The organism is Pseudoduganella albidiflava (assembly GCF_004322755.1).
GTDB lineage: Bacteria > Pseudomonadota > Gammaproteobacteria > Burkholderiales > Burkholderiaceae_D > Rugamonas > Rugamonas albidiflava.
The window spans coordinates 1,614,582-1,637,855 of the sequence record NZ_CP036401.1; the positions used below are offsets into that span (position 1 = coordinate 1,614,582).

The following is a 23,274-nucleotide window of genomic DNA, read 5'->3' on the forward strand; positions in this document are numbered from 1 at the left end:
CCACCATGATGCATCGCCTGTCCACCCTCGCTCTCGCCGCCGCGCTGTGCGGCTGCGCCGTCGGCCCGAAATACGAGGTGCCGGCGGCGGCCGCGCCGGCCACCTACAAGGAAGCCGAGGGCTGGACACCGGCGGCGCCCGCCGATGCGCTGGAGCGCGGCCCGTGGTGGATGCTGTTCGGCGATCCGGTCCTGAACGAGCTGGCCGCCTCGCTGGAGGTGAACAACCAGAACGTGGCGCTGGCGGCCGCGCAGTATGCCCAGGCGCGCGCCGTGGTGGCCGAGCAGCGCGCTGCCCTGTTCCCCACGGTGGCGCTGAACGGCTCGGGCAGCCGGTCGGGCGGTGGCGACACCCGGCCGTCGAACAACTACCGGGTCGATATCGGCGGCAGCTGGGAGCCGGACCTGTGGGGCAGCCTGCGGGCCGGCGTGACGGGCGCGCAGGCCAGTGCCCAGGCCAGCGCGGCGGACCTGGCCGCGGCGCGCTTGTCCGCCCAGGGCGAGCTGGTGGCCAACTATATCGGCCTGCGCCAGGCCGACGTGGAAAAGCAGATCCTCGACACCACGGTGCAAGGCTACGAACGCGTGCTGCAGATTACCCAGAACCGCGTGAGCGCCGGCGTCACCGCCAAGTCCGACCTGCTGCAGGCGCAGACGCAGCTGTTCAACGCGCGCGCCGACCAGCTGACCGTGATCCGCCAGCGCGCCGTGTACGAGCATGCCATCGCCGTCCTGCTGGGCAAGGCTCCGGCCGAGTTCTCGCTGGCGCCGGCCTCGTGGAGCGTGGTGGTGCCGGAGGTGCCGCTCGGCGTGCCGTCCACCTTGCTGCAGCGCCGGCCGGACATCGCCGCCGCCGAGCGGGACGTGGCCGCCGCCAACGAAAACATCGGCATCGCCCGCTCGGCCTACTTCCCGTCGCTGAACCTGTCGGCCTCTTACGGTTACGGCAACAGCCAGGTGGGCGGCCTGTTCAGCGCGTCGAACAGCCTGTGGTCGCTGGGCCTGTCGGCCGCGCAAACCCTGTTCGATGCCGGCGCCATCGCCGCCCGCGTCGAGCAGACCAGGGCCGCGCGCGACGCCGCCATCGCCCGCTACCGGCAGACCGTGCTGGCCGCCTTCGCCGACGTGGAAGACCAGCTGGCCGCCACCCGCGCGCTGGCCCAGCAGCAGGAACTGCGCCGGCAAGCCTCCGAAGCGGCCGACCAGGTCGAGCAGCAGATGGAAAACCGCTACCGGGCCGGGCAGGTGAACTACACGGAAGTGGTCAGCGCGCAGGTCACCGCGCTGTCCGCCCGGCGGGCGCTGATCCAGGTGCAGGCGGACCGGCAGACCACGGCTGTGGCGCTGATCCAGTCTCTAGGCGGCGGATGGGACGTTGGAGGGCTACAGCAGTAAAACCCGCCCCAAAAACGATCCCAGGGGTCAGACCCGGCGGGTCTGACCCCCGCTTCTGCCGTTGGGTGAAAAAATAGTGCCTGTCACCGTTTTTTTACCTATACTTCCCCGGCTTTTCATCAACCCCAGGGGAACATATCTTGTTCAAAAAACTAGTCCTGCCGGCCGCTCTGCTGGCCGCCTTCGGTGTCGCACACGGCGACGAAGGCCAGTGGCAACCCCACCAGCTGCCGCAACTGAAATCGGAACTGAAGCGCATCGGCATCCAGATCCCCGCCGAAAGGATCGCCGACCTGACGAAGCACCCGATGAGCGCCATCGTGTCGCTGGGCGGCTGCTCGGCATCGTTCGTGTCGCCGGATGGCCTGGTGGTCACCAACCACCATTGCGCCTATGGCTCGATCCAGCGCAATTCCACGGCGGAGAAGAACTACATCGTGAATGGCTTCCTGGCGAAGACGCGCGCCGAGGAACTGCCGGGTGGTCCGAATGCGCTCGTGTACGTGACCGAGAAGGTCGAGAACGTGACCGACCGCGTGCTGAAAGGGCTGGAAAACACGGGCGGCAAGGCGCGCCACGAAGCGATCGAGAGCCGCATCAAGGCGCTGACCGCCGAATGCGAGACCGACAAGTCCTACCGCTGCTCGGTACCGGCGTTCCACCGCGGCCTGGAGTACTACCGCATCCGCCAGATGATGATCCGCGACGTGCGCCTGGTCTACGCGCCGGCGGACATGGTCGGCAACTACGGCGGCGACATCGACAACTACGAGTGGCCGCGCCACACGGGCGACTATTCGTTCCTGCGCGCCTACGTGGGCAAGGACGGCCGCCCGGCCGATCCTTCGCCGGACAACGTGCCGTACAAGTCGAAGGACTTCCTGGTGGTGTCGGCCGAAGGCCTGAAGGCGGGCGACCCGATCCTGCTGGCCGGCTACCCTGGCCGCACCAGCCGCTACAAGCTGCCGGCCGAGATCCGCTTCGCGCGCGACACCTCGTATCCGGCCATGGTGGCCGAATACCAGGCCGACCTGGACACGATCGCGGCGGCCACGAAGCAGAACAAGAACGACGAAGTGCGCTACGCCTCGGTGGCGAAATCGATCAACAACCGGATGAAGAAGACGCAGGGGCTGCTCGATGGCTTCGCGCGCAAGGACATCGCCGCCATCAAGGACGTGCAGGATGCCGAATTCCGCGCCTGGTATGGAAGGCAGGCGAACGTGTCGGCGTCGATGCTGCCGGAGCTGGATGCGGCGATCGCCGCCGACATGGCGCTGGAACAGCAGACCTTCGGCTGGAACGTGGCCACCAACTCCGACCTGTTCAAGTCGGCCCGCACCCTGTACCGCCTGGCGCTGGAGCGCAGGAAGCCCGATGCGCAGCGCGAATCCGGCTACCAGGACCGCGACCTGGCGATGATCAAGGCCCGGCTGGCCCGCCTGGAGCAGTCGTACGTGGACAGTGTCGACCAGGCCCGCTTCACCGCCGGCCTGCAGCGCTACGCGAAACTGCCGGCCCCGTTCCACCCGCAAGGCCTGGATGCGCTGCTGCCCGCCGTGGGCGATGTGCCGGCGCTGTACCGGAAGAGCAAGCTGGGCGACACGAAGACCCGCCTGGCATTGCTCGATGCCGATGCCGCCACGCTGGAACGGTCGGATGACCCGTTCATGCAGCTGGCCGTGAAGATGCACGCGTCCGCGCTGGCGCTGGAAGAGCGCTCGAAGGAATCGGAAGGCAACCTGGAGAAGGTGATTCCGCAATACATGAGCGCCGTGATCGCGTGGAAGAAGTCGCAGGGCAAGCCGGTGTACCCGGATGCCAACTCGACCTTGCGCGTCACCTACGGTACCGTGGATTCGTACTCGCCGAAGGATGGCATTACGAAAGGCCCGTTCACCACGGTGGAAGGCATCGTCGAGAAACACACCGGCAAGGACCCGTTCAACGCGCCGCAGCCGCTGCTGGACGCGGTGAAGGCGAAGCGCTACGGCCAGTTCAAGGACCCGGTGCTGGGCACCGTGCCGGTGAACTTCCTGTCCAGCGCCGACACCACCGGCGGCAACTCCGGTTCGGCGATCGTCAACAAGCGCGGCGAACTGATCGGGCTGAACTTCGATTCCACGTATGAATCGATCACCAAGGACTGGTACTTCGACACCGCCATCACGCGCGCGATCCACCTCGACGTGCGCTACATGCTGTGGGTGATGAAGGAGGTCGACGGTGCCGACAACCTGCTGAAGGAAATGACGATCAGGTATCCGAAGAACAATCCGCGCAAGTAAGCGCCGCGGCGCTCAGGGCAGGCCGCCATCCGCGAGGATGGCGGCTTTTTTCATGTGTCCAGCAGGCCCAGCGTGGCCTGGTCCGGCTTGCCGTCGTAGAACGCCGCCAGCGCGGTGGCGAAGCAGGCTTCGCCGGGAGCCGCGCTGGAAAACAGCGTCATCGACGAACGGAATTTCAGCGCATCGACGTGCCCCAGGATGACATCGGCCGGCGTGCCCGCATGGGCGTTGACGAGCAGGGTGCATTCGCGCAGCCTGGCGCCCAGTACCGGATGACCGAGATAGGCGCGCGCCTCGTCCAGCGAGGCGATGCCGTAGAACTGCGCGGTGTCCGAGCGGCCCAGTTCCTTCAGCTGCGGGAAGATGAACCACATCCAGTGGCTTGTCTTGCGGCCGGCACGCAGTTCGCGCACCACGTCGTGGTAGACGCGGTCCTGGGCGGTGGTGAAGCGGGCGAGGTCGAATGGCATGCGGTCCTCCGAAGGCGAGGATGCAGTCTACTCTTACTTACCGATGTGTTTCGCCAGGAAGGCTTCGAGACGGCGGTAGACCTCGACCTGGTTTTCGGTGTCGTAGAAGCCATGCCATTCGTAATCCACGTAGTACCAGTCGGGTGGGCTTCCTGCCCTGGCCAGTGCATCGCGCATGCGGAATGCGTGTTCCTTCGGTGCGATCGCGTCCTTGCCGCCGTGGATCAGCAGCACCGGTGCCTTGATGGTATCGGCGTGCAGTGCCGGCGAGATGCGGTCCAGTTCCTTGACGTCGTCGCCGACATAGCGGCGATAGATGCTGGCGCGGCTTTTCGAGCGCTTGGTCTGGTCATCCTCGAAGAACAGCTTGATGTCGTAGACGCCGGCGTAGCCGATCGCGCACTTGAACAGCCCTGGGTCCCGCGAAGCCAGCGTGAGGGCGGCATAGGCGCCGAAGCTGGCGCCGAAGACGCACATGCGCTTGTCATCGATACCGGCGTTGGCCACTGCCCACTGCACGCCGTCGACCAGGTCATCCATGATCCGGCCGCGCCACTGCCGGTAGCCCGCCGCCTTGAAGTTTTCACCACGGCCGCCGGACCCGCGGAAATTCACCTGCAGTACCGCATAGCCGCGGTTCGCGAGGAATTGCGCATCGGTGTCGAAATACCAGCTGTCGTAAGGGCCGTGCGGCCCGCCGTGCGGGATCAGCACCAGCGGCAACTTGCCGGCCGCCGGCTGGCGCGGCATGGTCAGGTAGCCGTGCAGTTGCAAGCCGTCGCGCGCCTTGAACGACACGGGCTTGCGTTCCGCCATCTGGTCCGGTTCCAGCGCTTCCATCGCCGCGAACAGCATGTCCGCGCTGCCGCGCTGGCGGTCGAACAGGTAATAGGTGCCGGGATCGCGGTCGCTCTGCACCACGAACAGGATCTTGCCACCATCTTCCGTGGCATCGATGAAACGCACCACGTCGCCGGGGAACTGGGCGGCAAGCTGTTTGTGCAGCGCGACGTCGGCATTGCTGTCCGGTTCGAGATAGCGCACCTGCGGCTTGCCGACGGCGCTGAAGGCGGCGATGGGCAGGTAGCGGCTGGTACCGAACATGGCGTTGTCGACCGATCCTTCCGCGTGCGATGCGACGACACGGCGCGTTCCGGTCGCAAGTTCCTCGCGCACCACGACTTGCGGGCCACCGCGCTCGGCATGCCATGCCATGAATTCGCGGTCGTCCCGGGAGAACGCGAATGGATCGAGCAGCGTGCCGGTTTTTTCCCGCGGCACCCGCGACCACGATTCACTGTCGCCGTCGCGCCGCAGCAGCGTGAAATGCGCTTCGTCGTCGTAGCCCTTGGCGAAGCGTGGCTGGCCATCGGTCTGCACGTTGAAATCGAAATTCTTGAAGGGCACGCGCGCGATCGAGCGGCGCTTGCCCTTCAGGGTGTCGACGTCGAGCAGTTCGCTGAAGTCGGTCTGCCACAGGTGGGATGAGAGGAAAACGCGGCCGTTCAGGCTGGCGGGGATATCGGCGATGGATGCCGAGCCATAGTCGTCGGTATAGGCACTGGAGCGGGCGGAATTTTCGAAACGCTCGTAGCCGTACAGGTATTCCTGCTTCTTGCCGTCGAAATCCATCGCCATCACTTCGCCGTACGACGTGGGGATTTCGCGCGACCCTTCCTCGCGGCCCTTGCGCACCACCAGCCTGGTATTGCTGACCCAGTGGTAGGCAAGGGGCACCTGGAACGCCGGCAGCCGCACCACGCTTTCGATCTTCAGGTCCGGCAGGCTGTAGAACGTCATGGTCGGTACTTCGCGCTTGCCGATCGGCATGCGCACCGTGACGGCCAGGTGCTTGCCGTCGGGGGACAGGCGGGGCTGGGAGAACTGTTCCTGCTTGACGAAGGACAAGATGGGGATCGGCGCGATGGTCTGGGCGATGGCGGGCAGGGCGAGCAGGGCAAACAGGGCGGGCAAGCCGGGCAAGAGGCGAAGGTGGCGGTGCATGAGGAGCGATCTGGAAATGGCTATTGTCCCGCAAGTTACACATGTTGACAATATGCAATAATTGGTGAGAATTCAGTCCGATCCGCGCGGGCAGCCATCCGCCGGCCTCGACCGGTCTGGCCCCGCGACCACCCCCATGGCATAATCCGCCGTCCTCCAGAGCGCTGCCTCATGAACGAAACCCTCAACCTCCTTGGCCTGTCCACCACGCCGCTCGAACTGCTGTCCTTTGTGCTGTCGATCGCCACCGTCTGGCTGAACATCCGCCAGAACCACTGGGCATGGCTGTTCGCGATCCTGTCTTCCGCGCTGTACGGCGTGGTGTTCTTCCAGGCGAAGCTGTATGGCGACATGGGCTTGCAGCTGGTGTTCATCACCGTCTCGGTGTGGGGCTGGTACCAGTGGCTGCACGGCGACGACACGCATGCGCGGCTGCCGGTCACGCAGCTGGCGTGGCGGGGCAGGGCGGTCGCGGCGCTGGGCTGGCTCGCGGGATTCGCCGCGCTGGCGTGGTTCCTGATGACGTTCACCGATACCGACGTGCCGTTCGCGGACGGCTTCCTCACGGCCGGCAGCCTGGTGGGCCAGTTGCTGCTGTCGCGGAAAAAACTGGAGAACTGGCACGTGTGGATCATCGTCGACGTGCTGTACGTGGCGCTTTACGTGCACAAGGGCCTGATGCTGACCGCGCTGCTGTACGGGCTCTTCGTGGCGATGGCGGCGATCGGCCTGCTGGCGTGGCGCAAGTCGATGCTGGCCGAACAGCGCGCCAGCGAAGCGATGGTGCTGCGATGAGGACGATGCGCATCGCGATCGTCGGCAGCGCTTCATCCGGCAAGACCACGCTGGCCCAGGCGCTGGCCGGGCACTATCGCGATGTGTGGGTGCCCGAATACCTGCGCGAGTTCGTCGAACAGCGCCAGCGCGTGCCGGTCGAAGCCGACCAGCTGCATATCGCCGAAACCCAGTCAGCGCGCGAAGACCTCGCCATGGTACGGGCCAGCCGCTTCCTGTTCTGCGACACCACGCCGCTGATGACGGCCGTGTACAGCCGCCACTACTTCGGCCGCATCGACCCGCGCCTGGCGGCGCTGGTGGCTGCGCGCGGCTACGACGTCACGTTCGTCTGCGCGCCGGACATGCCGTGGAAGCCGGACGGCCTGCAGCGCGAACCGGAAGACCAGAGCGCCGCCGTGAACGCGATCCTGTCGGAGGAACTGGCCGCCCGCGCGATCGCCCACGTGCGCATCAGCGGACCGCTGGCGCAGCGGCTGCGGCAGGTGGAAGAGGTGCTTGGCAGCGCCTGAGCCCTGGCGCGGGCTCAGGCGAGGGAGCCGTCAGAAGTCCAGCTGCGCCGATACCCGGAACGTGCGGCCCAGGCCGGGTATCAGGTAGCCGCCCAGGTCCGGCGTCACGTCGCGCCAGTAGAACTTGTCGAGCGCGTTGCGCACCTGCGCGCGCAGCATCAGCGGCATGCCGTTCACGCGCGTCACGTAGGAAATGCCCAGGTTCAGCAGGTGGTACTTCGGCACGAATACCCGGTTCTCTTCGTCGAACGCCTTCTTGCCGGCGAACTGCCAGTCGCCGTTCACCTTGAATGCCGGCGACAGGGCGTACTCGGCGAAGACGGTGGAGCGGATGGCCGGCACGTTGGTCACGCGCTTGCCGTCGTAGATGGCCTGGCCGGTGCCGCCCTGTTTTGTGCTCAAGGCGGCCAGCGAGACGCCGACCGTCAGCTCGCGCGTGGCCTTGCCCTGTGCCGAGAACTCGACGCCGCGGTGCTGCGCCTCGCCATTGCGCACGAAGGTATTGGTGGCATCGATGTATTCCAGGCCTTTCTCGATCTGGAACAGCGCGGCGGCATAGCTGATGCCGCCGACCAGCGCCTTGGCGCCGATCTCCACCTGCTTCGACGTCGACGGCGCCAGCGCGCGGTTTTCGTTGACCGTCTGCAGCGGCGCGATGCCGCCGTGCTGCAGGCCGCGCGCGTAGCTGGCATACAGCGCCACGTCGCTGCGCGGGCTGTAGACCAGCGACACGTTCGGCAGCCAGAAGTTGGCGCTGCTCGGCGCCACGCCGGCTTCGTCGCGCTTCAGTTTCACGTAGCGCGCGCCGGCATGCAGCGCCAGTTCGCCGGTGAGGTTCACGATGTCCTGCACGAACAGGGCGCGTTCGTTGTCCTTGCGCTGCACGGATGCGGGGCCGGTCGACAGGTCGCTGCGCGGCGGCACCACTACCGGATGGTAGATGTTGCTGGTGCCGGCGTATTCATAGACATCCTCGCCCCAGCTTTCCTTGTTGCCGTAGTAGGCGAAGCCGGTGGACAGCTCGTGCGACAGCGTGCCGGTGGCGAAGCGGCCCTGCAGCATGGCCTGCGCGGCCAGCGGCTTCTTCTGTTCGCCCAGGCTGCGGTAGTCGTACACGTCGTAGTCGCCATTGCCGCAGAAGCCCGGGTACAGTTCCTGGGCCGAGCAGCCGTACGGGAAGGCGGTGTAGTCGTCGCGCTTGAACACGTGGCGGTTCGCCTTCACTTCCAGTTTCCAGTCCGGCGCCAGCTGGTACTGGAAGCGCGCGCCGAAGTTCATGCTTTCGGTGGCCACCGGGTAGCTCCATGGCTGGTCGTTCAGCAGCGTGGCGGGATCCACCACCGGCAGCGAGACGTTATTGATCAGCTGGAAGCCGGGCGCCGACACCTGCGATTTCTTCTGGTAGTCGGCATCGACCTGCAGCAGGGCCTGCGGGGAAATCTGCCAGTCGAACGCGCCGGAAACGAAGCTGCGCCGGCCATCCGCGCCCTCCACGTAGGAGCGCAGCCGTTCGCCGGCCAGGTTGATGCGGTAGCCGAAGCGGCGGTCCTCGAAGCGGCCGCCCAGGTCGACGGTGCCCAGCAGGCTGCCCCGTTCGCTCACTTCGAACAGCACCGAGCGCAGCGTGGTGTTGGTGGGACGTTTCGTCACATAGTTCACCACGCCGCCCGGTGCCGCGATGCCTGCCGTGATACCGGCCAGGCCCTTCTGCACTTCGAAGCGCTCCTTGTTTTCCAACGGGATCTGGGTATCCGCCGAAATCGCCAGGCCATCCTTGCGGTAGCTGTTCGCATTGTCCAGCTTGAAGCCGCGGATCGAGAACTGTTCGGCGTAGCCGACCGCGTTGTAGGCGTCGCTGATGCTGGCATCGTAGCGCGCCGCGTCCGTGGTGGAGCGGATGTTCAGCGCCTGCATCTGCTCGCGCGTGATCACGCTGACGGAGGCGGGCGTCAGCAGCAGGGGCCGTTCCGAGAAGCCGGCGACGGAAGCGCTTTCCGCGGTCCCGCGCACCGCGGTGATGACGATTTCCGTCATCGCGGGTTCACTGGTGCCGGTCGTGCCCTGCTGGGCAAGTGCGGGGAAAGCCTGCGCGATGGCCAGCGCGGCGGCGGATACGGCGAAAGTGGTCTTGTTCATCGAGGTGCTGTTGTCGTTCTCGTTCGTTATCGAACCAGCGAGGAGCACACCCGGGAAGTGCTGCGACCGGCTCCGAGGGGGAGAGTGACGAGCACCGTACTGCGCTTTCCTTCGCTGGCATTATCCAGATCAGGTACGAAGGGTATCTCTCACCCGGATCATGCAAGCATGCCCAGGACCCCTAGCGAAGGCGGAAGCTTATCACATTTGAATGCAATGTCGTGCGCCATCCGTCCGGCGCCATTGTTATACTTGTGGAAACATGGACTCCGACCGACAATACCGGTTTTCCATGCCACGCCGACAGGAGGGCGCCATGACGCAGGAACATGTCGTTGAAAACCGCGAGAGCCTGGATGCCCAGGTCCTCGACATGCATCGCGCGCTGACGTCGCTGATCGACCGGCTGGGCGCGCTGGACATGGCGAACCAGCGTTGCGCGGCCTGCACCGACCCGGAACTGAAGCTCGTGCTGGCCAGCCAGCGCGACAGTGCCCGCAAGCACGTGGCCATGCTGATCGAGTGGGCGCGCCGGCGCGACCCGAAGCTGGACAAGGAATTGCGCGATGCGCTGTTCAAGGCCGGCCCGATCGCGGCCCAATACCGCTACGACGAGAACATGTAAGGCAGTCCACATAATGAGAATCGAATGAAGCAGCCGTACCACGAAGGAAGCTGGTTTGCCGTTCCGCTGATCAACGGCGGCTACGCGGCCGGGCTCGTTGCCCGCATGTCGCCCCAGGGGAAGATCATGCTGGCCTATCTGTTCGGACCGAAACGGGCCACCATGCCCACGCTGGCCGATGTGCAGGGCCTGAAGGCGGGCGACGCCGTCAAGGCGATCCGCACCGGCGACATGGCGCTGGCCAACGGCCGCTGGCCGGTGCTGGGCGAAGCCGGGCATTTCGAACGCAACGACTGGCCGGTGCCGGTGTTCATCCGCCGTTCGGACGCGCTGAAGCGCGCCTGGCAGGCCACCTATGCGGACGATCCCGCCAAGCCGGAACGCGAAGTATCGGTGCCGTATGAAACGGCGGGCCTGGAAAGCGATTCGCTGTACGGCTACGGCTCCACCGAGCTGCTGTTGACCAAGCTGCTCGAACAGGACCAGGACAGCGCCGGAACAGGGCCGGGACAGGGCTAGGACAGCTTCAAGACAGGGCTGGAACAGGGCTGGAACAAGAGGCTGGAACAAGAGGCTGGAACACGGCCTGGAAGGAGAGGGCGATGCACCAGGGAGGCTGCTTCTGCGGTGCCGTGCGCTACCTGGTCACGGCCGAACCGTTCAACAGCACGCTGTGCCACTGCACCATGTGCCGCCGCGCCAGCGGCGCGCCGTGCGTGGCATGGTTTTCAGTGCCCCGCGCCGGCCTGCAGTTCACGGCCGGCAGCCTGGCTTATTATGCGTCGAGCGCCGGCGTGCAGCGGGGCTTCTGTGCCGGTTGCGGCACCCAGGTCACGTTCGAGGATGCGCGCTGCCGGGGCGAACTCGATGTCACCACGGCCAGCCTGGACGACCCGGAGCTGGTGCCGCCCGGCGACCATACCTATATGCAGAGCCACCTGCGCTGGCTGCAGCTGGCCGATACCCTGCCACGCTACCTGCGCACGCGCGGCGAAAGCGTGCGCGACATCCCATAGTAAGGGCGCTCATCCGGGGTCCCGACCGGCGTTCGCCGCCAGCACCGGACAGGCCGCCGCGCGCGATACCAGCAGCGTGCGTTCGCGTTCGTTCTGCGTCAGTTCCGCGGCGCGCAGGAATTCGGCGCGCGCCTCGTCCAGCCGGCCCAGCTTGAACAGGAAGTCGCCGCGCACGCTGGGCAGCAGGTGGTAGTTGCGCAGCGCCGGTTCGTCGACCAGCGTGTCGGCTACTTCGAGGCCGGCGGCGGGGCCGAAGGCCATCGCCACCGCTACCGCCCGGTTCAGCTCCACCACCGGCGACGGCGCCAGCTGGGCCAGGCCGTCATACAGCGCGGCGATGCGTTCCCAGTCCGTGTCGGCCGCCTTGCGGGCACGCGCATGGCAGGCGGCGATCGCGGCCTGCAGCCCGTACGGTCCCAGGCTTTTACCGGGCTGGCTCGCACGCTCCAGGGCGGCGAGGCCGCGGCGGATCAGCATCTGGTCCCAGCGCGCGCGGTCCTGGTCGAGCAACAGCACCGGCGAGCCATCCGGCGCCAGGCGGGCGCGGGCGCGCGACGACTGGATTTCCATCAGCGCCACCAGGCCATGCACTTCCGGTTCGTGGGGCGCCAGGCCAGCCAGGATGCGGCCCAGGCGCAGCGCCTCGTCGCACAGCGCGGGCCGCATCCAGTCGGTGCCGGCGCTGGCCGAATAGCCTTCGTTGTAGATCAGGTAGATCACTTGCAGGACGGAAGACAGCCGCTGGACCAGTTCCTGCCCCACGGGCACCTCGAAGCGCACGCGTGCTTCCGCCAGCGTGCGCTTGGCACGCACGATGCGCTGCGCCACCGTGGGCTCGGGCACCAGGAAGGCGCGCGCGATTTCATCCGTCGTCAGGCCGCCCAGCAGCCGCAAGGTGAGCGCCACCCGCCCTTCGGTCGGCAGCACCGGGTGGCAGGCGATGAAGACGAGGCGCAGCAGGTCGTCGCCGATGCGGTCGTCCAGCGCCCGGTCCAGCGCCTGCTCCTGGTTGTGCGCGGCATCCTCGAGCAGGTTTTCGATTTCATAGGTGAGCTGCGGTTCGCGGTCCTGCGCCAGCTTGCGGTGGCGCAGGTGGTCGAGCGCGCGGTTTTTCGCGGTGGCCATCAGCCATGCCGCCGGATTGTCCGGCGTGCCCGTGTCCGGAAAGCTGGCCGGCCAGGTTTCCAGGGCGGCGACCAGCGCCTCCTGCGCCATTTCCTCGGCCAGGCCGACGTCGCGCAGCAGGCGCGCCAGCGCGGCGATGATCTTCGCCGATTCGATGCGCCACACCGCCTCGACGGTGCGATGGACCCGCTCGTTCAATGCGCGGCCGGGCCGGGAGGCGGAGCGGCCACCGCGCGCAATTCCAGGCTCACTTCGGGCCAGGGGAACGGATAGCTTTCCACCCATGCGATGGCGTCGGCGCGGCTGGCGGCCTGGATCAGCCAGAAGCCGGCGATGAGTTCCTTGATCTCGGTGAACGGGCCGTCGACGACCGTCGGCCGGCCGCCCTTGAACTTGACGCGCGCGCCTTTCGCCGTGGGTTTCAGGCCATCGCCCGCCAGCAGCACGCCGGCCTGGGCATCGTGCGCGTTGCGCGCATTCATGCGGGCGATGACTTCAGGCGGCGGCATGTCGTCCGCTTCCAGGCCGGGGCTGGAGCGCAACAGCACGGCATAGGGCGTCAGCTGGGGCGGCGATTGCGTGTCGATGCCGGCGCAGCCGCCGGAACAGCCGGTTTCACGTACTTCCAGCACCGCGCCGCCCTCGGCATCGGCGGTGGGCCATTGCAGGGCCCAGGCGATCGCCGCTTCCTTCGATGGCACGTCGATGATGGCGAAGCCGGCCGCCAGTTCGCCGGCGGGGAACGGACCGTGTTCGATCGTCCAGGCGCCGGCGCGGCGGTGCAGGCGCGCTGCCTCGCTACCGGGATGCAGCCAGCGGGCGCCGGGCACCGCGCTAGCCAGGTTGGCGGCCAGCGGCGCGGCTGGAAAATCAGCGCTCTCCGAAGCGGCGTCGGCGCGCCGTATCACCATGAAATGCATCCCGTTCTCCTCTACGTCGGTCCAGGAAAAATCAGGCCGGATCTGCCGCCAGGCGCTCGCGCAGCAGGTCCTCCTGTTCGCGCAGTTCCGGCGTGAATTCGGCGCCGAAATCCTCCGCCTCGAAGACCTGGCGGATCTCGACTTCATCGCCGTCTTCCATCGGCGCGCGCTTGAGCCACTCGATCGCCTCTTCGCGCGACTTTACCTGAATCAGCCAGAATCCCGCAACCAGCTCCTTGGTTTCGGCGAAGGGGCCGTCGATCACGGTGCGCTCCTTGCCGTGGTAGCGGATGCGCACGCCCTTCGAGCTGGGATGCAGGCCCTCGCCGGCCAGCATCACACCGGCATTGACGAGCTCCTCGTTGTATTTGCCCATCGCTTCGAGCAGTTCGGTGGAGGGCATCTTGCCCGCTTCGCTGGCGGCGGACGCTTTCACGATGATCATGAATCGCATGGCGCTCTCCTTACTGGGCGACTTCGGGGCAGGGCATGGCCGTCTTCGACGCTTCCAGCGCCTCTTCGGGACTGACGTCGCGGATATGCGTGGCCAGCGACCAGTTGTGGCCGAACGGGTCGCGCAGCACGCCGTAGCGGTCGCCCCAGAACATGTCCTGCGGTTCCATCACGGCCTTGCCGCCCGCTTCGACCGCGCGCCGGAACGCGGCATCGACATCGGCGACGTTGTAATGCAGCGTGACGGGGGAGTTGGGCAAGTCCTGCGGGCCAATGCTGTTCCAGTCGGGAAACTCGTCGACCAGCATTACCGGCGAATCGCCGATCCGGATCATTGCATGCATCAGCTTGCCGCCGCCATCGGGCACCGGCATGCGCACCAGTTCGATGGCGCCGAAGGCTTTCTTGTAGAACTCGATCGCGTCGGCGGCGCCGCGGCAGACCAGGTGCGGCGTCACGCTGGGCATGTCGGCAGGGATTTTTTGAGCTTCGTTCATGGCTATCTCCTCGATGGTGGTTAAGGAACACGAACCGCGTTCCCATACTCCCACGACGGACGGCGAAACGCCAGATCGACAAGCTGCTGAATTTTTTTTCGTGGCGCCGGCCGGCCGCGCGTGGGCACGTGCGGCCGCCATGATGGCGCAGGCCACTGACAGGTGCTGTCAGTAGCCTGCGCGCAGGCGCCTAGGCCGCTTCCATGCTGATCTGGATCGACAGCCCGCCGCCGTCCCGATTGCTCAGCTGTAGTTCCGCGCCATGCCGTTGCAGCACGCGCTCGACGATGGCCAGGCCGAGGCCGGCGCCGTTGGCCTGGCTGCGCGCTTCGTCGAGCCGGGTGAACGGTTTCAGCAACTCGGCCATCCGCTCTTCCGGCACGCCCACGCCATGGTCCTGCACGTCGATCACCACCCGCCGGGCCGTGTGCATGCCCTTGATGGTGCAGCGGATATCGATCTCGGCAAGGTCGGTGCCGGGCGTCTTGCCGTAGCGACGGGCATTCTCGATCAGGTTATGGAACACCCGCTTCAGGTCGGTGATGTTGCCCCTGATCTGGGCGGCGCACGAGATGTCGGTGGTGACCTTCACGTCCGGCAGGCGGGAGACTTCATGCGCCACTTCCTCCAGCATGGCCGTCACGTCGATCGGCACGAAGGTGGACGATTCGGTCGGTTTCGCGTAATCGAGGAACTGGGCGATGATCGCGTCCATCTGCGCCAGGTCGGACTTCATGCCATCGCGGGCATCCGGCGCCAGGTCCGCCATCTCCACTTCCAGCTGCATGCGCGTGAGCGGCGTGCGCAGGTCGTGCGAGATGCCGGCCAGGATCACGGCGCGGTCCGATTCCACCTGCTGCAGGTCGTCCACCATCTGGTTGAAGCTGCGGTTGGCCTGCCGGATTTCCTGCGGCCCTTTTTCCGGCAGCGGCTCCGGATGGCGGCCCTGCGCGATGGCGCGGAACGCCGCCGTGAGCCGGCGCAGCGGCGCATTGACGAGGCTGGAAATGGCCGCCGCGCCCAGCAGCGACACGAGGGAGACGACAGCCGCCCAGCCGAGCCACTGGATCCCCGTCAGCCAGGGAATGCGTTCGCGCTCGAGCATCAGCCAGTAGGCGTCTTCGCCGATATTGAAACTGACCCAGAAGCCGCGCATGCCGTTCACGCGCGCCGAGAAGCGGGTGCTCTTGCCCAGCTTGGCCTTGACGAGCCGTTCGATGTCCGGCATCAGCGCGATGTCCGGCGGTGGGTCGACTTCGTCGTTTTCTTCCAGCAGGAAGACGCGGATGCCTTCGTTCGACACGAGTTCGAACAGCAGTTCGGTGCGCAATTCGGGGGCGGAGTGGGTCAGCGCGGCACGCGTGATGGTGACCACCGAGATCACCTGGGCGGCCAGCTGCTGCGCCTGCGGCCCGCGCTGGACCCAGCTGATCATGCCGGTCCACGACGCCATCGACAGCGTCGTCAGCACGCCGAGCAGCAGGAAGGTACGCCAGAACAGCCCGCTCTTCAGGCGGGCCAGACTTAAAGGTCGGAACTTCATCGAACGGCACGCATCAGCGCGGCTGTCCCTCCGGGATGAACACGTAGCCCAGGCCCCACACGGTCTGGATGTACAGCGGGCTGGAAGGGTCCGGCTCGATCAGCTTGCGCAGGCGCGAGATCTGCACGTCCAGCGAACGGTCGAAGACTTCGTATTCGCGGCCGCGCGCCAGTTCCATCAGCTTCTCGCGCGACAGCGGCTGGCGCGCATGGCGGGCAAATACTTTCAGGACCGAGAATTCGCCGGTGGTCAGCGGCACCGTTTCGCCATTCTTCTTCAGGGTGCGGGTGCCCAGGTCCAGCACGAACTGGCCGAACTCGAAAGTCTGCGGGGTTTCCGATGGCGCGCCGGGGATTTCGTCGGGGGCCTTGCGGCGCAGCACCGCGCCGATGCGGGCCACCAGTTCGCGCGGGTTGAACGGCTTCGGCAGGTAGTCGTCGGCGCCCATTTCCAGGCCGACGATACGGTCCACGTCCTCGCCCTTGGCGGTCAGCATGATGATCGGCGTCTGGTCGCCGGCGCCGCGCAGGCGGCGGCAGATCGACAGGCCATCCTCTCCCGGCAGCATCAGGTCCAGTACCAGCAGGTCGTAGCGCTCGCGCAGCCACAGCTTGTTCATCGCGGTGGCGTTTTCCGCGGTAAACACATTGAAACCCTGTTCGGTCAGGTAGCGGCGCAGCAGGTCGCGCAGGCGGACGTCGTCGTCCACGACCATGATCTTGGCCTGGTGGCCGCCATGGGAAGTGCTGGTGGAGGAGGGGGTGCCGTTGTTGCCGGTGTCGGTCGATGTGGTCATATTGCTGTCGGAATTGTCAGAAGCATGTCGCTATGGTAACGTCTTAACGCGCTGGGCGGCGCGCACGGCAGTACCCATTACAAAGTGTTACAAACTTTACCCAATCACCCTTATGCCTGGGGGTAAAGGGGCATACACTTCGTCCATCGGGTACAGGTTACCAGACACGAACGAGGATATTCGCATGAGCAAGCAGGCACACGATCGGAGCAGGGCAAGCGCGCAGTGCGCGCGCGCCGCGATCGCGTCCCTCGTGTTCGCGGTCTGTGGCGTGTTGCCATCCATTGTCCATGCCGGTCCGAACGATGGACCGCCACGGCGCGACGACCAGGCCCAGCAACAGCAGCGCCGCGAACCCCGCTGGGGCAACGCCGAATCGCGCTCCCTTGAATCGCGCTCGTTCGAGGCGCGCGCCGAAGAGCAGCGCCGTCTGATGCAGGAAAGCGCCAACAACGCGGAAATGTCGCGCCGCATGAGCCGCATGACAGCCGACGAACGCCGCGACCTGCGTCGCCAGATCAATGAAGCCGGCATGGAAGTGTATTCCAACACGCCGAAGCGCTGACCCGCCGGTACGCCGGATCCCCTCCCAACGGGCCGCTCATGCAGATGAGCGGCCCGTTTTGCATGGCGCTGTGCGCGGTAATTAGGGGAACTTCCCGCCGGAATCACGGTCTGACTTCCTGTTGAGATACTTCATGTATATCAGGAGGCGACATGGGCACGGCGGATGTGCGAGTACTGATCGAAGCGTTGATGCAGCAACAGCTTTCAGAAGATCAGATCACGTTGTTGCAGCGCTTCCTGGCCAGCGTCTCGCAGCCAGGCCAATGCCATCGCCTGATCGAGGAAGCCGCCGGGAGGCCGCCATGTCCCCATTGCGGATGCCAGCGGTCCCACCGCTGCGGACAGGTCAGTGGCTTGCAGCGCTATCGGTGCGTGGCGTGCCGGCGCAGCTTCAATGCGTTGACCGGTACACCGCTGGCCCGTCTGCGCCTGCGCGACAAGTGGCTGCAATACCTGCAATGCCTGATCGAGTCGACACCCGTGCGTTCAGCGGCCAGCCGCGTGGCGGTAGCCAAGTCGACCAGCTTTCGATGGCGCCACCGTTTCATCGCCGCCTTGCTCCGGGCGCCCCGTCCGCAGCTGTCTGGCATCGTCGAGGCCGATGAAACCTACCATCTGGAATCACAGAAGGGTTCACGACACCTGGATCGGCCGCCCCGTAAACGGGGCGGCAAGGCCAGCCGGCGCGGCATCAGCAACGAGCTGGACTGCATCCTCGTGGCTCGTGACCGCAACCGGCAAACGTGTGACTTCGTGACCGGCCGCGGCCCGGTCAGCGCCGGCCAGTTGATGCAACACCTGAAGCCCGTGCTGGCGCCCGATGTCCTGCTCGTCACCGATGCCGCCAAGGCGTACCAGGCTTTCGCGAAGCAGGCCGGCATCACGCACGAAGCAATCAATGTGCGTGCCGGAATCCGAGCGCGCGGTGCAGTCCATATCCAGGGCGTCAACGGATGGCATAGCCGCTTCAAGACCTGGCTGCGCCGGTTCAATGGCGTGGCGAGCCGCTACCTGGCCAGTTACACCGGCTGGCTACGTGTGCTCGATGCCGCCGAGCTGACGGCACCGCGGCAATGGTTGCGCGTTGCCGTGGTGCCAGCCTAGGGTCGTCGGCTCCTGTCGCGCTCGGCATGCAAAAAAGTTTCGTGACCGCCGGCAAGGCTATTCAACGCGAACAGCGCCTTTTGCATTTGGTGTTTCTTTCCGTGCCTGTTGCCTGTCCTTTACCCCGCGGCGCAGCCATCAAGACAGTTCCCGGTAAGGCTTTTCCGACACACCCGGCGCCCGGCCTTGCGCCCGATCAAATCGGTCCTCGGCAGACCTTATAAATTACCCATTTGCATTTATTGACGTTGCGCAATATGGGGATGCCAGTGGAAAACAGCACGGAACTGACCGGCTTGCCAGCCGGCGAAGAGGAAGCGCCCATCGTCCAGCGCGACGATGGCGTGTGGATGCGCACCGATGTGCCGCCACCGGTCCTGCAGGCGGCGGCCGGCGACGTGTTCCTGTCCGGCGCCTGCCTGGTGGGGCTGGACTACGGCACGTTCCTGCGCATGCTGTACGGGGCCGGGCCCCAGCTGCCGGCCGCGCTGCAGGGCCAGCCGCTGGTGCGGGTCGCCGACGCCATCGTGCCGTTTCCGCCGGCCCGCCGGGCGCTCTACAAGGCCGTCAAGTATGCCGCCGGTGCCGCCGACTACCTCTTCGAACCCGTGTTCATCGATACCGGCGAAGGCGAACCGCGGCCGGCCACCCTGGTCTTCGACGAATTCGTGGCCGACATGTGGGTCAAGGGTATCCGTTTCGGCATCGATGCCGGCGCCGTGCGGGAAGGGATCTCCGCCGCAAGGCCCGGGCGCCGCGTGGTGGCGCGGCCCCTCGACCCGGTGCCGGGGCGCGATGCGGCCTTCGTCGAGGTATCGGAACACCTGCACCGCTCCAACGCACCGCGCGACCTGGGCAACGGCCGCCTCGACCTGCACACCTTCCAGAACCGCTTTCCGCAGGTGAAGGCGCAGGTGCGGCTGCTGCGCAAGGAACCGCGCACCATGGGAACGCGCGGCTTCAAGCTGACCGGCGTGCCGGTGGAAGCGGCCCCCGGCAAGGATCTCGAACTGACCCGCGTGGCTGGCGACGGCACCGTGATCGAGCACGCCGACGGCCACGACTACCTGGTGTCCGCCGTCGAAGGTTTCATCAATGTCGACACGAAGAGCGGTCGCCTGTCGATCGGGCAGAAGATCATCAGCCGCGACGGCGTCAGCGTGCGCACCACCGGCAACCTGCAACTGAGCGGCGACTACGAGGAATTCGGCGAGGTGCAGGAAAACCGCGTCGTCGAAGGCGGCAGCATCACGATCCACGGCGACGTGTTCGGCCGCATCGCATCGCGTGGCGGCACCGTGCACCTCAAGCGCAACCTGATGGGTGGCACCATCGTCAATGCCGCCGGCGCGATCCGTGTCGGCGGCACGGCGTCGAACGCGGTCCTGCAGGCGAAGGGCGGCGAGATCACGGTGCGCAAGGCGCAGAACTGCGTGATCACCGCGGCCAGGGTCACCATCGGCGAGGCGGCCAATTGCGAGATCCTTGCCGACGAAGTGGCGATCGGCAGCGCCAGCGGTTGCGCGGTGGCCGGCCGCAACATGACGCTTTCCGGCGCCGGACCCCGCAAGGGCAGCGAGATGCTGCTGTTCGCGCTGGTGCCCGATACGCGGCGCTACGACGAGGCCATCGCCGATCTGGCGGCCCGCGCCAGCGACTGCGCGGCGCAGGCCAGCGCGCACCGCGCCGCGTCCGACGCCATCGCCGTCCGGCAGGAAGTGCGCAGCTACCTGGCGCTGTCCGCCCACGTGCGCGCGAAGCAGGTCACGCTCACCGCCGCCCAGCAGGCGCTGTACAAGAAGATGGCCGGACAGGTCGAGCCGGCGCTGACCGAGCTTGCCCAGCTGTTGCGAGCCAGCAACGCCGCACGCGCCCGGCACGACGCATTCCAGGAGCAGCTGGAAACGGCACGCCGGCGCCGCAGCGAGATCGCCATCCCGGCCTCGTGCAAGGTCAAGCGCGTCGATGGCGACACGGTCCTGCGCACCATGCTGTACCACCCGGACGCCGGGCCGCCCTATGAGCTGGCGCCGAAGGACATCAAGGAACGACTGAGGGCGGCGCCCTGGAACCATGCGCCGGTGCTGCACGCGGCCGAGGGGCCGATCGAGTGGTCGTCGGTGCAGTCATCATCGGCGCAGTAATGATCGACGCAATAATCATCGACGCCATGAGACAAGCAGGAGCCCCGTTGCGAATAATCCTAACAGGAAACATTGAGCGTTCTCAACGCGGTCACTCGAGGCGACCTTAGCATGGAACTTGCCTGAATTTACCGCAAGACGGATGAAAGGATTACCATGCAACCCCAACACATAACGGCGGCGGACAAGGCGCCGCAAGCGCTGAAGGGCCGCGAAGCGCCGAAGCAGGATGGCGGCGCGCAAGGCGATGCCGAGGCGCGGCAGTACCTGACTTTCCGCCTCGGTGGACTGGAATACGCACTGGACTACCGCAACGTGCAGGAGCTGCGGCCGTTGCGGGCACTGGAGCGCTTCGCGGCGGACGGTGAAATCATCAGCGGCGTGGCTGTCTCGCGCGGCGTCATCATGCCGATCGTCGACATGCGCATCGCCTTCGCCCCGCGGCCGCCGGTGCACGATCCGCGCACCGACGTGATCATCCTGAAGCTGTCCACCTGCGTGATGGGCATGGTGACCGACGGCGTGACCGACCTCGTCACCCTGGCCAGCGGCGATATCCGGCCGATTCCGAACCTGGATGCGCAAGCCAGCCTGAATGTCGATTACCTGCTGGGAATCGCCCACGCCGGCCAGCGCCGGCTGATCGTCGTCGACATCGACAAGCTGATGGCCATCCGCCGCGCCAGCGACGACAGGCTGGACGCCGCCGCGTGACGGGGGCGGTGAAAATAAGCGCCGCCCGAGGGCGGCGCTTTTCTCATGCCACGCGGGCCGCGCGGTGCGGTCAGGCGGCCAGCGCTTCGAGCTGTTCCTGCAAGCCCAGCCACTCTTCTTCCAGCTGCGCCAGGTCTTTCGCATAGAACGCCTGGTCCGCCAGCAGCGTCTTCAGCTTCGGCTTGTTGGCCGCCTCGTAGATCGCCGGATCCTGCAACTGCGCATCGACTTCCGCCTTCTGCCCATTGCGCTTGGCGATCTGTTCTTCCAGCCGCTTGATCTTGTTCTCGATCGGCTTGCGTTGCGCGGCCAGGCGCTGGCGCTGTTCCGCTTCCAGGCGCTTCTGCTCGCGCTTGTCGACGGCCGGCGCGGCCGGTGGCGGCGCCACCGGCGACGTGGAGGGATAAGCCGTCTTGTGTTCCTTGCCGGCGGCCGGCAGCACGTCGGTGCCCTTGCCCAGCTTGGTCTTGAACAGCCAGTCCTTGTAGTCGTCCAGGTCGCCGTCGAACGGCTGCAGCATGCCGTCGGCCACGATGATGAACTGGTCGGTCGTCGCCCGCAGCAAGTGGCGGTCGTGCGATACCACCACCAGCGTGCCTTCGAACTGGGCCAGCGCTTCCGTCAGCGCTTCGCGCGTTTCCAGGTCCAGGTGGTTGGTTGGTTCATCGAGCAGCAGCAGGTTCGGGCGCTGCCACACGATCAGCGCCAGCGCCAGGCGCGCCTTCTCGCCACCGGAGAACGGCGCGATCGGGCTGGTCACCATGGTGCCCGGGAAATTGAAGCCGCCCAGGAAGTTGCGCAGCTCCTGTTCGCGCACCGTCGGCGCGATCTTTGCCAGGTGCCACAGCGGCGACTCATCGTGCCGCAGCATCTCCACCTGGTGCTGGGCGAAGTAGCCGATGATCAGCCCCTTGCCCGTGGTCGCGGTGCCGGCCAGCGGCGCCAGCTCGCCCGCAACGGTCTTGATCAGCGTCGACTTGCCGGCGCCGTTCACGCCGAGCAGGCCGATGCGCTGGCCCGTCTGCAGGCTGAAGTTGATGCCGTGGACGATGGTCTTTTCCTTGACCTCGTAGGTGGCCGGATCCTCGCTGCGGTAGCCGGCATCCACGTCTTCCAGCACCAGCAGCGGATTCGGCGCGGACAGCGGCTCGCGGAATTCAAACGAGAACTCGGCGGCGGCGCGCAGCGGCGCCAGCTCTTCCATCTTGGCCAGCGCCTTCATGCGGCTCTGTGCCTGCCTTGCCTTCGATGCCTTGGCCTTGAAGCGCTCGATGAACGATTCCAGGTGGGCCTTCTTGCGCGCCTGCTTCTCGGCGGTGCCCGCCATCAGCACCATCTGCGCGGCGCGCTGGCGCTCGAAACTGGAGTAATTGCCGGAGTAGCGCTTCAGCTTGCGGTCGTCGATATGCACGATCACGTTGACGATCTCGTCGAGGAAATCGCGGTCGTGCGAAATGATGATCAGCGTGCCGGCATAGCGCTTCAGCCAGTCCTCGAGCCAGATGATGGCATCCAGGTCCAGGTGGTTGGTCGGTTCATCGAGCAGCAGCAGGTCGGAAGGGCACATCAGCGCCTGGGCCAGGTTCAGGCGCATGCGCCAGCCGCCGGAGAAGCTGGCCACCGGCTGCTGCATCTGGTCCAGCGTGAAGCCCAGGCCCAGCAGCAGCTGTTCGCCGCGCGACTGCACCGTGTAGGCATCCGCATCGGCCAGCGCCACGTGCACATTGCCCAGCTCCAGGCCCTGCTCGGCGGAGTCGGGCAGCGCTTCCAGCCGCTCCAGCTCGGCCTGCAGCTTGCGCAGGTTGACGTCGCCATCGATCGCGTAGTCGAGCGCGTTGCGCTGCAGCGGCGGCGTTTCCTGCGCCACGTAGGCCATGCGCCACCTGGCGGGGAAATCGATGTTGCCCTGGTCCGGATGCAGCTCGTTGCGCAGCATCGCGAACAGGCTGGACTTGCCGGCGCCGTTGGCGCCGATCAGGCCGATCTTGTCGCCGGGGTTCAGCGTCAGGTCGACGTTTTCCAGCAGCGGCTTCACGCCGCGCATCAGGCTTACTTGTTCGAGACGAATCATTCTAGATTTTCAAAGCTTCAATTGGTCGGTGGTCGGGAAGACCCCGGTGTCCGGCCTGCGCCCATGGGGCAGGCAGGATCGTTCGCATGTACGGAAGTCG

At 66.3% G+C, this 23,274-nt stretch carries 21 protein-coding genes and 1 riboswitch; of the genes, 11 read left to right on the forward strand and 10 right to left on the reverse strand.

The features are described from left to right. Nucleotides 1-5 precede the first annotated feature (5 nt). Together EYF70_RS06895 and EYF70_RS06900 are read left to right on the forward strand one after the other, a co-directional pair. Entirely contained in the window at nt 6-1,394 is a 1,389-nt protein-coding gene (locus tag EYF70_RS06895) for an efflux transporter outer membrane subunit (RefSeq protein ID WP_229420729.1), read from the forward strand. A gap of 140 nt (nt 1,395-1,534) precedes the next feature. Further along, complete coding sequence (locus tag EYF70_RS06900; RefSeq protein ID WP_131144750.1) at nt 1,535-3,682, forward strand: S46 family peptidase; 2,148 nt, start codon at nt 1,535-1,537, stop codon at nt 3,680-3,682. 50 nt (nt 3,683-3,732) lie between these two features. Here EYF70_RS06900 and EYF70_RS06905 read toward each other — a convergent pair whose 3' ends face one another. Both EYF70_RS06905 and EYF70_RS06910 read right to left on the reverse strand, forming a co-directional pair. Then, nucleotides 3,733-4,152: a DUF1810 domain-containing protein gene (locus tag EYF70_RS06905; protein ID WP_131144751.1), complete on the reverse strand. Its 420-nt coding sequence runs from the start codon at nt 4,150-4,152 to the stop codon at nt 3,733-3,735. A 33-nt stretch (nt 4,153-4,185) separates the two neighbouring features. After that, nucleotides 4,186-6,156: an alpha/beta hydrolase family protein gene (locus tag EYF70_RS06910; RefSeq protein ID WP_131144752.1), complete on the reverse strand. Its 1,971-nt coding sequence runs from the start codon at nt 6,154-6,156 to the stop codon at nt 4,186-4,188. A 171-nt stretch (nt 6,157-6,327) separates the two neighbouring features. Here EYF70_RS06910 and pnuC point away from each other — a divergent pair, with 171 nt between their 5' ends. Further along, a complete protein-coding gene (gene pnuC / locus EYF70_RS06915; RefSeq protein WP_131144753.1) occupies nt 6,328-6,951 on the forward strand; it encodes a nicotinamide riboside transporter PnuC in 624 nt (207 codons plus the stop codon). Further along, on the forward strand, nt 6,948-7,463 hold the full coding sequence (locus tag EYF70_RS06920) for an AAA family ATPase (protein WP_131144754.1): 516 nt from the start codon (nt 6,948-6,950) through the stop codon (nt 7,461-7,463). Before pnuC ends, EYF70_RS06920 begins: the two co-directional genes overlap by 4 nt. A gap of 30 nt (nt 7,464-7,493) precedes the next feature. Here the strand turns inward: EYF70_RS06920 and EYF70_RS06925 are convergent, their stop codons facing one another. Continuing rightward, nucleotides 7,494-9,599: a TonB-dependent siderophore receptor gene (locus EYF70_RS06925; RefSeq protein ID WP_131144755.1), complete on the reverse strand. Its 2,106-nt coding sequence runs from the start codon at nt 9,597-9,599 to the stop codon at nt 7,494-7,496. 89 nt (nt 9,600-9,688) lie between these two features. Beyond that, nucleotides 9,689-9,792, reverse strand: a riboswitch (TPP riboswitch). A 123-nt stretch (nt 9,793-9,915) separates the two neighbouring features. Here EYF70_RS06925 and EYF70_RS06930 point away from each other — a divergent pair. The 3 genes from EYF70_RS06930 to EYF70_RS06940 all read left to right on the forward strand — a co-directional run bounded on the left by EYF70_RS06930 (nt 9,916) and on the right by EYF70_RS06940 (nt 11,240). After that, the gene (locus EYF70_RS06930; RefSeq protein WP_131144756.1) at nt 9,916-10,224 is read left to right on the forward strand and encodes a ferritin family protein; all 309 of its coding nucleotides are present in this window, start codon (nt 9,916-9,918) and stop codon (nt 10,222-10,224) included. Nucleotides 10,225-10,248: 24 nt separating this feature from the next. After that, the gene (locus EYF70_RS06935) at nt 10,249-10,743 is read left to right on the forward strand and encodes an Imm26 family immunity protein (protein WP_131144757.1); all 495 of its coding nucleotides are present in this window, start codon (nt 10,249-10,251) and stop codon (nt 10,741-10,743) included. A gap of 83 nt (nt 10,744-10,826) precedes the next feature. After that, nucleotides 10,827-11,240: a GFA family protein gene (locus EYF70_RS06940; protein WP_131144758.1), complete on the forward strand. Its 414-nt coding sequence runs from the start codon at nt 10,827-10,829 to the stop codon at nt 11,238-11,240. A gap of 9 nt (nt 11,241-11,249) precedes the next feature. On the opposite strand, the gene EYF70_RS06945 is transcribed toward EYF70_RS06940, so the two are convergent. The 6 genes from EYF70_RS06945 to ompR form a co-directional block, all read right to left on the reverse strand. Continuing rightward, a complete protein-coding gene (locus tag EYF70_RS06945) occupies nt 11,250-12,563 on the reverse strand; it encodes an RNA polymerase sigma factor (protein ID WP_229420730.1) in 1,314 nt (437 codons plus the stop codon). Beyond that, nucleotides 12,560-13,285, reverse strand: a complete 726-nt coding sequence (locus EYF70_RS06950) for a YciI family protein (RefSeq protein WP_165497583.1) — start codon at nt 13,283-13,285, stop codon at nt 12,560-12,562. Before EYF70_RS06950 ends, EYF70_RS06945 begins: the two co-directional genes overlap by 4 nt. 31 nt (nt 13,286-13,316) lie before the next feature. Continuing rightward, nucleotides 13,317-13,739, reverse strand: a complete 423-nt coding sequence (locus EYF70_RS06955; protein WP_131144761.1) for a YciI family protein — start codon at nt 13,737-13,739, stop codon at nt 13,317-13,319. 10 nt (nt 13,740-13,749) lie between these two features. Next, a complete protein-coding gene (locus tag EYF70_RS06960; protein ID WP_218943757.1) occupies nt 13,750-14,235 on the reverse strand; it encodes a VOC family protein in 486 nt (161 codons plus the stop codon). Between the two features lie 190 nt (nt 14,236-14,425). Further along, nucleotides 14,426-15,778 carry an ATP-binding protein gene (locus EYF70_RS06965; protein WP_131144762.1) on the reverse strand — a complete coding sequence of 451 codons (1,353 nt, stop codon included), beginning with the start codon at nt 15,776-15,778 and terminating at the stop codon, nt 14,426-14,428. Nucleotides 15,779-15,791: 13 nt separating this feature from the next. Then, nucleotides 15,792-16,493 carry an osmolarity response regulator transcription factor OmpR gene (gene ompR / locus EYF70_RS06970; RefSeq protein WP_229418989.1) on the reverse strand — a complete coding sequence of 234 codons (702 nt, stop codon included), beginning with the start codon at nt 16,491-16,493 and terminating at the stop codon, nt 15,792-15,794. A gap of 265 nt (nt 16,494-16,758) precedes the next feature. Here ompR and EYF70_RS06975 point away from each other — a divergent pair, with 265 nt between their 5' ends. The 4 genes from EYF70_RS06975 to EYF70_RS06990 all read left to right on the forward strand — a co-directional run bounded on the left by EYF70_RS06975 (nt 16,759) and on the right by EYF70_RS06990 (nt 21,103). Next, entirely contained in the window at nt 16,759-17,139 is a 381-nt protein-coding gene (locus EYF70_RS06975; protein ID WP_229420731.1) for a hypothetical protein, read from the forward strand. A gap of 152 nt (nt 17,140-17,291) precedes the next feature. Next, nucleotides 17,292-18,245, forward strand: coding sequence for an IS1595 family transposase (locus EYF70_RS06980; protein WP_229420732.1), 954 nt, complete (start codon nt 17,292-17,294; stop codon nt 18,243-18,245). 269 nt (nt 18,246-18,514) lie between these two features. Further along, on the forward strand, nt 18,515-20,389 hold the full coding sequence (locus EYF70_RS06985; RefSeq protein WP_131144764.1) for a flagellar assembly protein A: 1,875 nt from the start codon (nt 18,515-18,517) through the stop codon (nt 20,387-20,389). Nucleotides 20,390-20,545: 156 nt separating this feature from the next. Beyond that, the gene (locus EYF70_RS06990) at nt 20,546-21,103 is read left to right on the forward strand and encodes a chemotaxis protein CheW (protein ID WP_131144765.1); all 558 of its coding nucleotides are present in this window, start codon (nt 20,546-20,548) and stop codon (nt 21,101-21,103) included. Nucleotides 21,104-21,173: 70 nt separating this feature from the next. On the opposite strand, the gene EYF70_RS06995 is transcribed toward EYF70_RS06990, so the two are convergent. Further along, entirely contained in the window at nt 21,174-23,174 is a 2,001-nt protein-coding gene (locus EYF70_RS06995; protein ID WP_131144766.1) for an ATP-binding cassette domain-containing protein, read from the reverse strand. Nucleotides 23,175-23,274 lie beyond the last annotated feature (100 nt).

Bases quoted from the DNA above. Each gene is read 5' to 3' on its own strand.
- EYF70_RS06895 (WP_229420729.1), top strand. From the start codon at position 6: ATGATGCATCGCCTGTCCACCCTCGCTCTCGCCGCCGCGCTGTGCGGC.
- EYF70_RS06905 (WP_131144751.1), bottom strand. From the start codon at position 4,152: ATGCCATTCGACCTCGCCCGCTTCACCACCGCCCAGGACCGCGTCTAC.
- EYF70_RS06910 (WP_131144752.1), bottom strand. From the start codon at position 6,156: ATGCACCGCCACCTTCGCCTCTTGCCCGGCTTGCCCGCCCTGTTTGCC.
- pnuC (WP_131144753.1), top strand. From the start codon at position 6,328: ATGAACGAAACCCTCAACCTCCTTGGCCTGTCCACCACGCCGCTCGAA.
- EYF70_RS06920 (WP_131144754.1), top strand. From the start codon at position 6,948: ATGAGGACGATGCGCATCGCGATCGTCGGCAGCGCTTCATCCGGCAAG.
- EYF70_RS06925 (WP_131144755.1), bottom strand. From the start codon at position 9,599: ATGAACAAGACCACTTTCGCCGTATCCGCCGCCGCGCTGGCCATCGCG.
- EYF70_RS06930 (WP_131144756.1), top strand. From the start codon at position 9,916: ATGACGCAGGAACATGTCGTTGAAAACCGCGAGAGCCTGGATGCCCAG.
- EYF70_RS06935 (WP_131144757.1), top strand. From the start codon at position 10,249: ATGAAGCAGCCGTACCACGAAGGAAGCTGGTTTGCCGTTCCGCTGATC.
- EYF70_RS06940 (WP_131144758.1), top strand. From the start codon at position 10,827: ATGCACCAGGGAGGCTGCTTCTGCGGTGCCGTGCGCTACCTGGTCACG.
- EYF70_RS06950 (WP_165497583.1), bottom strand. From the start codon at position 13,285: ATGCATTTCATGGTGATACGGCGCGCCGACGCCGCTTCGGAGAGCGCT.
- EYF70_RS06955 (WP_131144761.1), bottom strand. From the start codon at position 13,739: ATGCGATTCATGATCATCGTGAAAGCGTCCGCCGCCAGCGAAGCGGGC.
- EYF70_RS06960 (WP_218943757.1), bottom strand. From the start codon at position 14,235: ATGAACGAAGCTCAAAAAATCCCTGCCGACATGCCCAGCGTGACGCCG.
- EYF70_RS06965 (WP_131144762.1), bottom strand. From the start codon at position 15,778: ATGAAGTTCCGACCTTTAAGTCTGGCCCGCCTGAAGAGCGGGCTGTTC.
- ompR (WP_229418989.1), bottom strand. From the start codon at position 16,493: ATGGTCGTGGACGACGACGTCCGCCTGCGCGACCTGCTGCGCCGCTAC.
- EYF70_RS06975 (WP_229420731.1), top strand. From the start codon at position 16,759: ATGAGCAAGCAGGCACACGATCGGAGCAGGGCAAGCGCGCAGTGCGCG.
- EYF70_RS06980 (WP_229420732.1), top strand. From the start codon at position 17,292: ATGGGCACGGCGGATGTGCGAGTACTGATCGAAGCGTTGATGCAGCAA.
- EYF70_RS06990 (WP_131144765.1), top strand. From the start codon at position 20,546: ATGCAACCCCAACACATAACGGCGGCGGACAAGGCGCCGCAAGCGCTG.
- EYF70_RS06995 (WP_131144766.1), bottom strand. From the start codon at position 23,174: ATGATTCGTCTCGAACAAGTAAGCCTGATGCGCGGCGTGAAGCCGCTG.